The sequence below is a fragment of the Caulobacter sp. 05T431 genome, from assembly GCF_056665975.1.
The window spans coordinates 64,868-78,286 of sequence record NZ_JBFTKU010000006.1 but is presented as its reverse complement, the minus strand read 5'-3'; the positions used below and the strand labels follow the sequence as shown (position 1 = coordinate 78,286).

9 protein-coding genes are annotated in these 13,419 nt (G+C 68.8%); 3 read left to right on the top strand and 6 right to left on the bottom strand.

Annotation, left to right across the window (positions count from 1 at the left end):
- Window positions 1-11 precede the first annotated feature (11 nt).
- On the top strand, window positions 12-719 hold the full coding sequence (locus tag AC1U89_RS07665; protein WP_479899127.1) for a hypothetical protein: 708 nt from the start codon (window positions 12-14) through the stop codon (window positions 717-719).
- Here AC1U89_RS07665 and AC1U89_RS07660 read toward each other — a convergent pair.
- From AC1U89_RS07660 to AC1U89_RS07650, 3 genes are all read right to left on the bottom strand, one after another.
- On the bottom strand, window positions 716-1,180 hold the full coding sequence (locus AC1U89_RS07660) for a hypothetical protein (RefSeq protein ID WP_479899126.1): 465 nt from the start codon (window positions 1,178-1,180) through the stop codon (window positions 716-718). The genes AC1U89_RS07665 and AC1U89_RS07660 overlap by 4 nt on opposite strands.
- A gap of 171 nt (window positions 1,181-1,351) precedes the next feature.
- Entirely contained in the window at window positions 1,352-2,887 is a 1,536-nt protein-coding gene (argJ, locus tag AC1U89_RS07655) for a bifunctional glutamate N-acetyltransferase/amino-acid acetyltransferase ArgJ (protein ID WP_479899125.1), read from the bottom strand.
- Window positions 2,884-3,864, bottom strand: coding sequence for a peptidylprolyl isomerase (locus AC1U89_RS07650; protein WP_479899124.1), 981 nt, complete (start codon window positions 3,862-3,864; stop codon window positions 2,884-2,886). Before AC1U89_RS07650 ends, argJ begins: the two co-directional genes overlap by 4 nt.
- A gap of 413 nt (window positions 3,865-4,277) precedes the next feature.
- Between AC1U89_RS07650 and secA the strand changes: the two genes are divergently transcribed.
- On the top strand, window positions 4,278-7,043 hold the full coding sequence (gene secA, locus AC1U89_RS07645; protein ID WP_479899123.1) for a preprotein translocase subunit SecA: 2,766 nt from the start codon (window positions 4,278-4,280) through the stop codon (window positions 7,041-7,043).
- Between the two features lie 179 nt (window positions 7,044-7,222).
- Here secA and AC1U89_RS07640 read toward each other — a convergent pair whose 3' ends face one another.
- Entirely contained in the window at window positions 7,223-8,017 is a 795-nt protein-coding gene (locus tag AC1U89_RS07640; protein WP_479899122.1) for an FkbM family methyltransferase, read from the bottom strand.
- Window positions 8,018-8,150: 133 nt separating this feature from the next.
- Window positions 8,151-9,605, bottom strand: a complete 1,455-nt coding sequence (locus AC1U89_RS07635) for a DEAD/DEAH box helicase (RefSeq protein WP_479899121.1) — start codon at window positions 9,603-9,605, stop codon at window positions 8,151-8,153.
- Window positions 9,606-9,922: 317 nt separating this feature from the next.
- Here AC1U89_RS07635 and AC1U89_RS07630 point away from each other — a divergent pair, with 317 nt between their 5' ends.
- Window positions 9,923-12,910 carry a P-loop NTPase fold protein gene (locus AC1U89_RS07630; protein WP_479899120.1) on the top strand — a complete coding sequence of 996 codons (2,988 nt, stop codon included), beginning with the start codon at window positions 9,923-9,925 and terminating at the stop codon, window positions 12,908-12,910.
- 3 nt (window positions 12,911-12,913) lie between these two features.
- On the opposite strand, the gene AC1U89_RS07625 is transcribed toward AC1U89_RS07630, so the two are convergent.
- On the bottom strand, window positions 12,914-13,261 hold the full coding sequence (locus AC1U89_RS07625) for a PRC-barrel domain-containing protein (protein ID WP_479899119.1): 348 nt from the start codon (window positions 13,259-13,261) through the stop codon (window positions 12,914-12,916).
- Window positions 13,262-13,419: the final 158 nt, after the last annotated feature.

Here is a 13,419-nt window from a genome sequence, read left to right as displayed (position 1 = left end):
GGTTGCAGGCGATGGTCGACATTCTGGAATGGCTGTTCAGCGCGCGCGGGCGGCAGGAATGGGCTCAGGGCGCGCGCCGGTCGCAGCCTTGGCGCGAGATGCGCAAGGCCGACCTGCACGAGGTCCTCACACCGCTGCTCGCCGGCTATCCCACCTTCGAGGGCTTCGAGCCGGTCGCCGACCTGCTGTGGGTGCGCATGGGGCCGGGCGCGATCCATCCGGTGTTCGCGCTGGAGAAGATGAAGGGCGGCGTGATCTGCCCGGCGTTCGGGCTTTCGGTCGATTTCGTGCCGAAGCTGAAGGGCCAGGGCGCCGCGTTTTCGCCGGCCCCCAAGGGCGCCAAGTTCGACGTCTTCATCGGCAACGGCGATCATGGGCTGACCATCGATTTCTATCACGGCGCCAAGGCGCCCCTGGCCGATGCGCGGGTGACCCTGCCCGCCACGTTCAAGCAGGCCGGGCCCTTCTGGAGCGCCCATGCCGAACCGGCCTCGCTGGCCGACGCCATACGCCGAATGGATCGATGCGCGACGTCCGTGCGTCACACCCAGGCCCTGCTGGCGCGACCGTTCCTGCTGGCCGCCGCCGGACGACCGGATGAGGCGCGCGCCGCCTGGCGGGACTACAAGGCGGTCTGCGACCTGAGCCCGCCGATCCTGGCGAAGCTGCAGGCTTGGCTGGACGAGGCGCTGGCGGGCGCCGAGGCCTCGGCGACCTAGTTCGGCCGCTCGTCGGGCTCCAGTTCGAACGCCGCGTCGAGGGTGACCTCGTCCACGGTCGTGCCCTTCAGCGCCGCGTCCAGCACGTCGCCCAGCGAGCCCCAGACGAAGGCCAGTTGTTCCAGCACGGCCGGCAGGCGCTCGGGCTCGAAGCCCGGATAGAGGTCGGCGACCAGCCACAGGCCGGTCAGCTCGTCGAAGCCGAAGCGGCAGCCGATCATCCGGAACTGGGCCCGCGCCGCGGTCTCGAACAGGGCGGTCAGGTCGCGGGCCTGCTCCAGGTCGGTCTCGTCGAACACCTGGCATCGCACTTGCAGCCAGTCGCCCTCGGGGAACAGGTAGAAGGCCCCGCCGTCGTCGGAGCCCGAGACCTCCAGGCCGCGATCGATCTCGGCCACGACATAGCCGGCGTCGCGGCAGGCCTCGGCGATGTCCGCGAGGTTCAGGGGGGTGTCGGACATGGGTCCTATCCTTCAAATATCCGCTCATCCCGGCGAATGCCGGGACCCAGATGGAATGGCTTTGAGGCTGACGCCAGAAGCGCCGCGCTTATCCAGTCATTCACACCGCCTTGGGAGCTGGGTCCCGGCATTCGCCGGGATGAGCGGTTCATATTGAGCGATCTTGGGGGATTAAGACCGATAATCCCCGTTGATCGCCACGTACTGCTTGGTCAGGTCGCAGGTCCAAACCGTGGCCGAGCCCTTGCCGACGCCGACGTCGACGCTGACCTCGAACTCCTGGCGCTTGACGTACTTGCTCATCTTGGCCTCGTCGTACTCGGCCGACACCAGGCCGTCGCGGGCGGCGTAGAGGTCGCCGAACTTGACGCTGAGCTTCTCGCGGTTGACCGGCTCGTCGGCGCGGCCCACGGCCATGACGATGCGGCCCCAGTTGGCGTCCTCGCCGGCGAAGGCGGTCTTGACCAGCGGGCTTTCGGCGATGGTGCGGGCGATCTTGCGGGCCGACAGCGGGCTCTCGGCGCCGTTGACGGTGATCTTGACGAACTTGGTCGCGCCCTCGCCGTCGCGGACCAGTTGCAGGGCCAGGTCCAGCAGCACGGCCTCCAGCTTCTCGCGGAAGTCGGCCAGGCGGCGGTCGCCGGCGCGGTGGATCTTGGGCGCGCCCGACTGGCCGGTGGCGAACAGCAGCAGGGTGTCGTTGGTCGAGCGGTCGCCGTCCACCGTCACGCAGTTGAAGGTGGTGCGGGTGTAGAGGCTGACCAGGGTCTGCAGGGCCGCCGGGGCGATGGCCGCGTCGGTGGCCACGAAGGCCAGCATGGTGGCCATGTCGGGCGCGATCATGCCCGAACCCTTGGTGATCCCCGCGATCCGCACCTCGTGGCCGTCGATCATGGCCGTGGCGTAGGCGCCCTTCGGGAAGGTGTCGGTGGTCATGATCGCCGCCGCGGCGCCGGCCCAGGCGTCCTCGGTCAGGCGGGTCTCCACCTCGCGCAGGTTCGAGATGATCTTGCTGTCGTCGAGGATGACGCCGATCACGCCCGTCGAGGCCATCATCACGTCGCGCTGGCGGCAGTCGAAGCGCTTGCCCACGGCCGTGGCCACGCGACGCACGGCGTCGGCGCCGGGCTTGCCGGTGAAGCTGTTGGCGCAGCCGGCGTTGACCACCAGGGCGCGGACGTCCTCGCCCTTGCTGGCGGCCAGCTGGCGCTTGCACCAGTCGACCGGGGCCGAGCCGACGCCGTGGCGCGTGAACACGCCGGCGCAGCTGGTGCCCTCGGCGAAGCGCATCAGCAGCATGTCCTCGCGCTGGTGCTTGTAGAAGCCGGCGCGGCCCGTGGCGATCTCGACCCCGGCGATGGGCGGGATGGTCGGGAACGGCACGGCCAGGGGCGAGACGGCCAGGCCGGGCTTGCCCGGCGCGCCGGCGGGCTTGGCGGCCTGGACGGCCTGCGCAGCTTCAGGCGCGCCCTGGCTGGCGTCCTTCTGGGCGCGGCGCAAGCCCGCGCGCTTGAGGGCGGCGGTCAGCGGGTCCAGCGCCCGTTCCAGGGTCTGGCCGACGCTGGCGCCGACCTGGCCGACGATCTCGGCCGGGGTGGGCGAGGGCGCGGCGGCCGGCTTGGCGGCCTTGGGGGCGGCCTTGGTCGTCTTCTTCTCGGCGGCCTTCGGTGCGGCGGGCTTGGAAGCCTTGGAGGGGGTCTTGGTCATTTCTTGGCCGGAGCTTGAGCGGGGGCGGACGCCGGCGGGGCGTCGTCGAGATCGGAGGAGGGGGCCTGGTCGGCCGAGCCGGGCGGCGCCGAGGCCGGTTCCTGCGGCGCGCCGGGCACGTCCTGGGGCTTGCCGGTCAGCATCTCGACCTTGGCCCCGCCGCGCAGCTTCTCCAGCAGGTCGCGGACCTGGTCATACGTCAGGAAGCGCACGATCTGCGGCCGGGCGGCCTCCAGCGTGATCGGTTCCTCCAGGCGCTTGTCCTCGACGCGCAGCACGGCCCAGCCGCCCTCGGTCTGGAACGGGCCGACCAGCGCGCCCTTCTCGACGTTCTGCAGGGCCGCGGCGTAGGCCGGCGGCATGACGTCGACGGTGAAATAGCCCAGGTCGCCGCCGTTGAAGCGGGTGGCCGGGTCGGTCGAGCGCTCCATGGCCAGGGCGTCGAACGAGGCGCCGGCGGTCAGCAGCTTCTTGACGGCCTCGGCGTCGGCCTGGCTGGCGACCAGGATCTGGCGGGCGCGGATCTCCTCACTGCGCTTGGACAGCTTCTGCTGCTCGGCGTAGAGGCCGCGGATGGCGTTCTCGTTGACCGCCTTCTCGACGACGCTCTCGACCAGCATGTCGCCCAGGATGCGCTCGCGTGCGGCGGCCAGGCGGCGCTGGGCCACCGGGTCCTTGTCCAGCTTCTGCTTCAGGGCCTCGGCGGCCAGCAGCTTCTGGTCGATCACCTCGTCCAGGCGCTGGCGGAACAGGTCCGAACCGATGTCCAGCGGCTCGCCTTCGCTGATCAGCCCCTGGGCCACGGCCTCGCGCTTGACGTCGCTGGCCCAGACCGTGTGGCCGTCGACCCGGGCGACGGCGGTGTCGCCGGGCTCGGGCGGACGCTCGTCGGCCTTGTTGCGACCGCAGGCGGCGACCAGCAGGCTCAGGGCGGCCAGGGCCGCCAGGGCTGAAACACGGGACTTGGCTCTATTCATAAGGGGCCGATCTCCGGCTGACTCTTCCCCAAGCGCTCTAGCGCGGTTTATCGCCAAGAGGAAACAGCTTCGAGCGCTTGCCTGCCTTGGCGCGCAGGCGCGCCGCACATTCGCGCATGCGTCGGATGGAGGGGTTCCGGAGCGCAAGGCCCGGAATGGCGGTGGATAACCAGGGGCGCGTGGGAACCGGTCTCAGTGACGGCGATTTAAGCGCCGAGTCCATTCCATCCCCGCTGTCACAAGGCTCATGACCATCAGCGCTCGCGTTGACACCCGCTAGGCCGGTGCTTAAGTCTCCGCGCGCGTACAAGAAGTGGAAATCCCGCTCGCTTCGACGCCTCGAATTTACCGTAGTGAAGGCCTTCAAGCCCTAGCGCCGGCCTCACAGACACCCGCTCCGGAACCCTCACTTCATGCTCGGCTTCGCCAAAAAGCTCTTCGGCTCTTCCAACGAACGCAAAGTCAAGGCGATGTCCGCCAAGGTGGCGAAGATCAACGCCCTGGAGCCGGAATACGCCGCGCTGTCGGACGAGGCCCTCAAGGCCAAGACCGCCGAATTCAAGGCCCGCCTGGAAAAGGGCGAAACCCTGGACGACCTGCTGGTCGAAGCCTTCGCCGTGGTCCGCGAGGCCAGCAAGCGCGTGCTGGGCATGCGCCACTTCGACGTCCAGATGGTCGGCGGCATGGTCCTGCACGGCGGCGGCATCTCGGAAATGCGCACCGGCGAGGGCAAGACCCTGGTCGCGACCCTGCCCACCTACCTGAACGCCCTGGAAGGCAAGGGCGTCCACGTCATCACCGTCAACGACTACCTGGCCCGGCGCGACGCCGAATGGATGGGCCAGATCCACAACTTCCTGGGCCTGTCGTACGGCGTGATCGTCAACGGCCTGTCGCAGGGCGAGCGCCAGCGCGCCTATCGCAGCGACATCACCTACGGCACCAACAACGAGTTCGGCTTCGACTACCTGCGCGACAACCTCGTCTACAGCGTCGAGGAGATGGTCCAGCGCGGCCACCACTACGTGATCGTCGACGAAGTGGACTCGATCCTGATCGACGAGGCCCGTACGCCGCTGATCATCTCGGGCCCGACCGAGGACCGCAGCGAGTTCTACAAGACCATCGACGTCCTGGTGAAGGACCTCATCAAGGACAAGACCAACTACGACCACGACGAGAAGCAGAAGCAGGTCATCCTCACCGAGGAAGGCCAGGAGCGCATCGAAGAGATCCTGATGTCGGGCGGCCACCTGGCCGAGGACACCGCCGGCCTCTACGACGCCGCCAACATCTCGGTCGTGCACCACGTCAACCAGGCTCTGCGCGCCAACGTGCTGTACACCCTCGACAAGGACTACATCGTCAAGGACGGCGAGGTGATCCTGATCGACGAGTTCACCGGCCGCATGATGACCGGCCGCCGCCTGTCGGAAGGCCTGCACCAGGCCATCGAGGCCAAGGAAGGCGCCCAGATCCAGCCCGAGAACCAGACCCTGGCCTCGGTGACCATCCAGAACTATTTCCGCCTCTACAAGAAGCTGGCCGGCATGACCGGCACGGCCGCGACCGAGGCCCAGGAATTCGACGACATCTACAAGATGGGCGTCAGCGAGATCCCKACCAACCGTCCGGTCCAGCGCATCGACGACGACGACGAGGTCTATCGCACCGAGCGCGAGAAGAACGAGTCGATCCTCAAGCAGATCGCCGACTGCCACGCGCGCGGCCAGCCGATCCTGGTCGGCACCGTGTCGATCGAGAAGTCGGAAGAGCTGTCCAAGCTGCTGTCGACCTACGCCTGGGAATATGAAGGCAAGAAGCACAAGGGCATCCCGCACCAGGTGCTGAACGCCCGCTTCCACGAGCAGGAAGCCGGCATCGTCGCCGACGCGGGCGTGCCCGGCGCGGTGACCATCGCCACCAACATGGCCGGCCGCGGCACCGACATCCAGCTGGGCGGCAATGTCGACATGCGCTTGGCCAACTGGCGCCAGCAGCAGAAGGGCCTGGGGATCACCCCGACCCACGAGGACGAGCTGGCCCAGAAGGCCGAGCTGGAAGCCGAGATCTCGGTCGCCAAGGCCAAGGCCCTGGAGGCCGGCGGCCTGTTCGTGCTGGGCACCGAGCGCCACGAAAGCCGCCGCATCGACAACCAGCTGCGCGGCCGTACGGGCCGTCAGGGCGACCCGGGCCGCTCGAAGTTCTTCCTGTCGTGCGAGGACGACCTGCTGCGCATCTTCGCCGGCGAGCGCCTGGACGCGATCATGCGCACCTTCGGCGTCCAGGAAGGCGAGGCGATCACCCACAAGTGGCTGAACAACGCCATCGCCACGGCCCAGAAGCGCGTCGAGCAGCGCAACTACGAGATCCGCAAGAACCTCCTGAAGTACGACGACGTCGTCAACGACCAGCGCAAGGCCGTGTTCGAGCAGCGCCAGGAATTCATGGAGGCCAGCGACCTCTCGGAAATCATCACCGAGATGCGCCACGACGTGGTCGACGACCTCGTCGCCCGCCACATCCCGCCCAAGGCCTATGCCGAGCAATGGGACATCGAGGGCCTGAAGGAGCGCTGCCAGGCGATCCTGGGCCTGGACCTACCGGTCGAGGAATGGGCGGCCGAGGAGGGCGTCGACGACGAGGCCTTCCGCGAACGCATCACCCAGGCCGCCGACGCCTACGCCGCCGAGCGCGAAGTGATCATCACCCCCGAGCAGATGCGCTCGGTGGAGAAGAACTTCCTGCTGCAGATGATCGATCTGCAGTGGCGCGAGCACCTGATGCACCTGGACCACCTGCGCAACGTCATCGGCCTGCGCGGCTACGGCCAGCGCGACCCGCTGAACGAGTACAAGACCGAAGCCTTCTCGCTGTTCGAGAAGCTGCTGGGCGACCTGCGCACCAACACCACCCGCTGGCTGATGACGGTCGAGATCGCCTATGCCGAGCCCGAGCCGCTGCACACGCCGGAAGGGCTGACCCAGGTGCACCTCGACCCGCTGACCGGCGAGAACGCGGCCACCGCCGGCGCCCTGCCGGAAGGCCTGTCGCCGCAGCAGCGCGAGGCCCTGCCGGTCTCGGTCCTGCCGGAAGGCTGGGAATACACCGCCCGCAACGGCGCTTGCCCTTGCGGCTCGGGCAAGAAGTTCAAGCACTGCCACGGCGCGCTGGTCTAAGCGCTCTTCCCTCTCCCCTTGCGGGAGAGGGCGGCCCTGCGAAGCACGGTCGGGTGAGGGGTTGAAGACCGACAAAGCCGCGCCCCGTCGAACGACCGGGCGCGGCTTTTGTTTTTGAGAGACCCCTCATCCGTCGGCGTCGCCGACACCTTCTCCCGCAAGGGGAGAAGGAAGGTGGTTCACCCCCCGCTGACCAGCGCCTTGGCCGGGTCCGTCTCATGGATGGCCAGCACGTTGCCGCCCATCTCGAACACCGCGTAGCCGTGTTCGGCCAGGAAGCCGCGCAGGGCGGCTTCGTCGGTCTTGATCTTCTCGATCAGCATCTGCGGCTTGCAGGCCGCGATMGTGGCCTGGGCGCCGCGCAGGGCGTCCATCTCCATGCCCTCGATGTCGATCTTGATGAAGTCCAGGCGCGTCAGGCCCATGTCGTCGATCGCCATCATCCGGGTGGGCTGGGCCCGCGCGTAGTCGATCTCCTGGCCGATGAACTCGGTGGTCGCCGTCTGGCGGATTTCCAGGCTGCCGAAGCTGGAGGGCGTGAAATAGTCGGGGGCGGGCACGGCGATCATCCCGCTCTCCTGGCCCACCGCCGCCCAGATCGCCCGGGCGTTGAAGCAGTTGTTCAGCGTGATGTTGCCGGCCAGGGCGTAGAACACCCGCTCCTGGGCCTCGAAGGCCGCGACCTCGCCCCAGCCGTGCATCAGGTGGGCCCATTCGATGGTGTGGACGCCGATATTGGCGCCGCAGTCCAGGGCGATCACCCCGTCGCCGAAGTGAGCCCGCCGCATCTCCAGCAGCTGCAGCACGACGTCGACCTCGCCGGGATCGAAGGCCTGGGTCTCCAGCAGCTGGCAACCGACGCCGATCGCGCCGCCGCCCTCCAGGCGATGGTAGTCGTGCCGGTTGACCAGCATCGCGCCGTGGAGCGTCGAGGTCAGCACGAAGGCCGTGGGGCGGGGATTGAACTTGCGCATGGGAGCCTCGACGAATCTGCGCGTTCAGCAGGCCGTCACGGCGTCGCCCGGTCAAGCGGGCTTGGGGTCACACGGAAACGCCCGCCCCGGGCAAGCCGGGACGGGCGTTTCGCTTCATCGATCCTGGATCGGACTAGTCGATCGGGTTCCAGCGCTCCGACGGGGCCGCCGCGCGCTTGGGACCGCGGAAGTCGCCGCCCGAGCGGGCCTGGCCTTGGGCCTGCTGGCCCTGGCCGTTACCGCCGCCGTTGCGGCCGCGGTTCTGCTGGCCGCCGGGCTTGCCGTGGCCCTGGCCTTGGCCGTGACCCTGAGCCTTCTGGCCGCCGTTCTTGTTCGGACGGTTGCGCTGGCGGCGCAGTTCCGACGGCACGTTGTTGCGCGGGTCGGCGCGGCGCGGATCGACGTACTTCTCCGGCGGAGCCAGCTTGTCGGCCACGGCCGCGGCGGCCGCCAGGCCCTTGTCGTTGCGGCGGTCGAAGGACGGGATCGTCTGGCGGGTGGCCTTCTGGATGTCCTTCAGCAGCGGACGCTCGTCATCGGCGCAGAAGCTGATGGCCACGCCGTCCTTGCCCTTGCGGGCCGTACGGCCGATCCGGTGGACATAGGCCTCCGGCACGTTGGGCAGCTCGTAGTTGAACACGTGGCTGACGTCGTTGACGTCGATGCCGCGCGCGGCGATGTCGGTCGCCACCAGGGCCTTGGTCTCGCCGGCCTTGAAGGCCGCCAGGGCGCGCTCGCGCTGGCCCTGGGTCTTGTCGCCGTGGATCGAGGCGCTCTCGATGCCGCTGGCGGTCAGGTACTTGGCCACGCGGTCGGCGCCGCGCTTGGTGCGGGTGAAGACGATGGCGCGCTCGACGCTGCGGTCGGCCAGCAGTTCGGCCAGCAGCGGACGCTTGCGCTGGGCCTCGATGAAGATCAGCGACTGCTCGATGCGCTCGACCGTGGTGGCCTGCGGGGTGATCGAGACCTGGGCCGGGTTCTTCAGCAGCTCGCCGGCCAGCTTGCCGATCTCGCCCGGCATGGTGGCCGAGAAGAACAGGTTCTGGCGGTCCTTGGGCAGCTGGCTGGCGATCTTGCGGATCGGCACCACGAAGCCCAGGTCCAGCATCTGGTCGGCTTCGTCGAGGACGAAGATCTCGACGCCGTTCAGGTGGGCGGACTTTTCGCCCAGGTGGTCCATCAGGCGGCCCGGGGTGGCCACGACCACGTCGACGCCGGCAGCCAGGGCCTTCATCTGCGGGCCATACTTCACGCCGCCGAAGATGGTGGCGACGGTCAGGCCCAGATGGGCGCCGTAGGCCTTGAAGTTGTCGGCGATCTGGGTGGCCAGCTCGCGGGTTGGCGACAGCACCAGGCAGCGGAAGCCGCGGCGCGGGGCCGGCTTACGGTCCTCGGCCAGGCGGTGCAGGATCGGCAGGGCGAAGGCGGCGGTCTTGCCGGTGCCGGTCTGGGCGATGCCCAGCAGGTCGCGGCCCGACATCACGGTCGGGATGGCCTGTTCCTGGATCGGGGTGGGCTGGGTGTAGCCCTTGTCGGCCAGCGCTTTCAGCAGGGGCTTGGCGAGGCCGAGATCGGAGAATTGAGTCACTCAGTGTCTTTCGTGCAGCCGCCAATCCTTTTTAGGGACGAGGCGGCGCATGCGATCCTCGCACGGCTCGCCTGGCGGCGGGTCGGTGGGGAGCGCCCCGCGTGACACGGGCGGTCTGATGAGAAGCTTTCAGGGCGCTCGACAGGCTGGACCAGAAAGGTCCCTCACGCGGCTGGAGCGGCCGATAACGCCAGATGGCGTAGGGCCTATGTCGTTTATTGCAGGTGCGAAGTCAAGGGCGGCAAGGGTTTGGCGGTGAAACGGGGGTTGCGAGCGGCCGCGTCGCACCCGATGATTGTCCGGACGGGGGTGACGCAATGCCGGTGGGACGGGGCATATTGGCCGAGGGCGAAGACATCGACGGGCCGACGCCGACGATCAGCTGGTCGTTGATCGCCGAACAGGCTTTCACCGGGTTCAAGTCGGCCAACGCTTCGCCCACCATCGTCGGCGCGATGCAGCGCGGCGCCCGCTATGTGGTGGTCGACCACAAGGCCAGCGAGATCGTCTTCGATTTCCGGGCCCTGATCCTGGGCATGATCGCCGCCGGGATCGAGGACGGCGACTCCCTGCCTTTCGGCAACACGGCGGCCTGGCTGGCGGCCAAGCTGGGGGAGCGCGTCTCCAAGGAGCGCATGACCGCGACGCTGGCCCAGCGCACCTCGCCCGACGACGCCCTGGGCGCCTTGAGCAAGGGCTACAAGGTGGTGCTCTCGTATTCCGTCAGGGGGCTCGAGGCCGACGCCGTGCGTTTCGCCCAGGCCACCGTCCGGCGCGAGGCCTTCGACGCCCGGCACCTGTTCGCGGCCGCGCTGGACAATAAGGAATTCCACGACCTGATCGGCGGGCTGTTCGGCCTGTCCCTCGGGAGCCAGGACATCGAGGCGCTCAAGCGCGATCTGATCGCGCGCACCCTGATCTCGCCCGAACCCGGCGAGACCGAGGCCGCCTGGCTCAAGGCGTTCGGTCTGTCCCAGCAACCGCCGTCGAGAAGGAGGGCGGCCGCGCCGCCGCGTCGGGCCGCCGACGACGCCATCTCGCCCTTCGACGGCGACACCCCCGTCGCCGACGACACTGATGTGCTCGGGACCGAGCGCGACGTCGAGGCCCTGATGCAGCTGGTCTGCCTGGACCGCGTCGCGCCGCTGGCCGTCGCGATCTTCGGCGACTGGGGTTCTGGCAAGTCGACCTTCATGGCCAAGCTGGAGCAGGCGGTGCGCGCCATGTCCCGGCCCGAGGACGGCAGGACCGCGCCAGCGGCCAACGAGGCCAGCGCCGCGCGCTTCGTCCATCCGATCGTGCAGATCCGCTTCAACGCCTGGCACTTCGCCGACGCCAACCTGTGGGCCAGCCTGACCGCCGAATTCTTCGATCAACTGCGGGCCGGCGGCTATGACCGCTCGGGTCAGGCTCGGCACGCTCAGCTGGTCCAGCGGGTCAACCAGCACGTCCACGCCCTGTCCGACAGCCTGTCGGCCAATCGCGAGGCGATGGTCAGGAACGGCGAGGTGGTCCTCCAGGCCCAGAAGGCGCGGGACCAGGCGGCGAAGGATGCGCGCGAGGCGTCGGGCAAGGTCTTCGCCCGGACGGCGATGAACCTGCTCAGCGAGAGCTACGCCGCGCAGAAGGGGCATCTGGCCGCCCTGGGCCTGGGCGGTGCTGACAACAAGGACAAGGCGGCCGATGTGATCGTCGGGGCGGCGAAGGACGCCTCGAGCGCCTTCGGTTCGCTGGGCGCTGTCTGGGGCGTGCTCAAGGGCGCGGGCAAGCGGTGGTGGCTGACGATTCCGCTGGTCCTCGCGGTCGTATTCGGCATGGCGGCGTGGTTGGCCGTGGCCTTCTGGAAGCCCGGCGCGGCCTGGTTGGATGTCGTCGCGCCGCTGGTGGCCGGCGGGGTGGCGCTGGCGGCGAGCTTGGGCAAGGTGCTGGGCCCGGCCCTGGCCATCGCGCGTGACGTCGCCAAGCGTGGCGCGACCCTGGCCGGCGAGATCGACGCAAAGAACAAGGCCACGGTCGCCGCGCTCCTGGTCAAGGAGGTCGAGCTGAAGAAGGCCTTGGCCGAGGCCCAGGCCCTGGAGGATGCGGAGACCGCCTCGGCCAAAGCCCTGGCCCGCTACGTCGACCCGACCGGCAAGGCCAACCCGCCCCGCCTCCTGCGCTACGTGTTGGAGGACGATCCCGACACCAAGGCGCTGGAGAAGGACATCGGCCTGATCGGGCGCACCCGGCGGCTGTTCCAGGCGGTGGACACCATCGCCAGGGAGGTCCGGGACGCCCGCCGGGAGCCGGGCTACGCCGAAAGGCCCGACGCCGACTGGGAGACCCCCGAGCGGATCATCATCTATATCGACGACCTGGACCGCTGCCACGAGGACAAGGTCTACGAGGTGCTGCAGGCCATCCACCTGCTGCTGGCCTTCGACCTGTTCGTGGTGGTAGTGGGCGTGGACGTGAACTGGGTCCAGGCCGCGCTGGCCAAGCAGTTCGAGACGGGCGACGCCGAGACCGACAAGCTGGGCGAACAGCAGCGCAACGAGCGCGCCATGCACTACCTGGAAAAGATCTTCCAGATCCCGTTCTGGCTGCGGCCGCTGGCCGGCGGAGAAGGCGGCACATTCCAGCCCTACGTCCGGATGCTGGCCGGCGAGTCGGTCGAGTCCTCGGCCGCGCGACGCGTCCAGACGACCACGGCCCGACGTCCCCACGACGAGTATCCCGATGTCGGCGAGGTCGCGGCGCGTCTTCGGCTCAACGCGAAGCGTCGGGGCAAGACGGAGGACACATCGGCTTCGCCCGCCGCCGAGACGACGAAGGCCAAGGAAGCCGAACGCGCCAAGTCGCGCCGCAAGCTGCAACTGACCGAGGCCGAGATCGCCTTCCTGGGATCGCCGGAGATCGCCGCCCTGGCCGCCACCGCGCCGCGCGGGGTCAAGCGGCTGGTCAACGTCTATCGCATCGCCCGGGCCCGTCGCGGCCAGGAGGACGGCGAGGCTGTGCTGGGCGGGTCGGGCAGGCCGCCGGAATATCCGCTGATCGCCCTGATGGCGGCGGTCGAGACTGGCCAGCGTCCCCTGGTCGCCGACTGGTTCCTGGATCGGCTGCGTAGCGGCCAGCCCGGAAGCGTCGAGAGCCTGATCTCGCCCTATGCGAAGCGATCGCCCGAACAGCCGGAAACCGCCGAGGTCGACGCCCTGTACGCGGCCTGCGCGGCGGCGACCCGGCAGCGCAAGGTCGGGTTCCAGGCCGTCGAGCTCCTCGCCGCCGCCCGCCTGGTCCGGCGTTACTCGTTCAACCGCTACCGCTGAGCCCTATTCGACCACGTCCTGGAAGAACCGCTCCACCTGCTCGGCCCAGCCGTAGGTCGCGCTGTTGAGCTGGTCGCGATCGTAGGCGGGGATTTCCTTGAAGCGGTCCTTGGTGACGTCGGCGACATAGGCCTCGTCCTTGTCGTCCCAGGTCAGCAGGCGCCAGGGCAGGGGGCGGTACTTGCCGCCGGCCGCGAACAGGCCCGCCGGCTCGATGGCCACGTAGCGGGCGATGCCGGCGTCGCGGTCGATGAACACCTCGCGGATCGCGCCCAGCTTGTGCCCGCCGGCGTCGTTGATCTTGACGCCGATCAGGGCGGCGCTCTTCACCAGGCGATCGTCGAGGCTCATCGAGGGGCTCCTTGGCAGGGTCGTTGGAAGAGGGTTTGTTCCGCGAACAAACGCCGCCACGGCCAAGATCGATCCATTGGTCAGACCTTGGTCGGTATGGTCAGGCCAGCCGGCGTTGCGGATGATGGTGGGGCGGTCTATGGCTGTTACCGCTACCG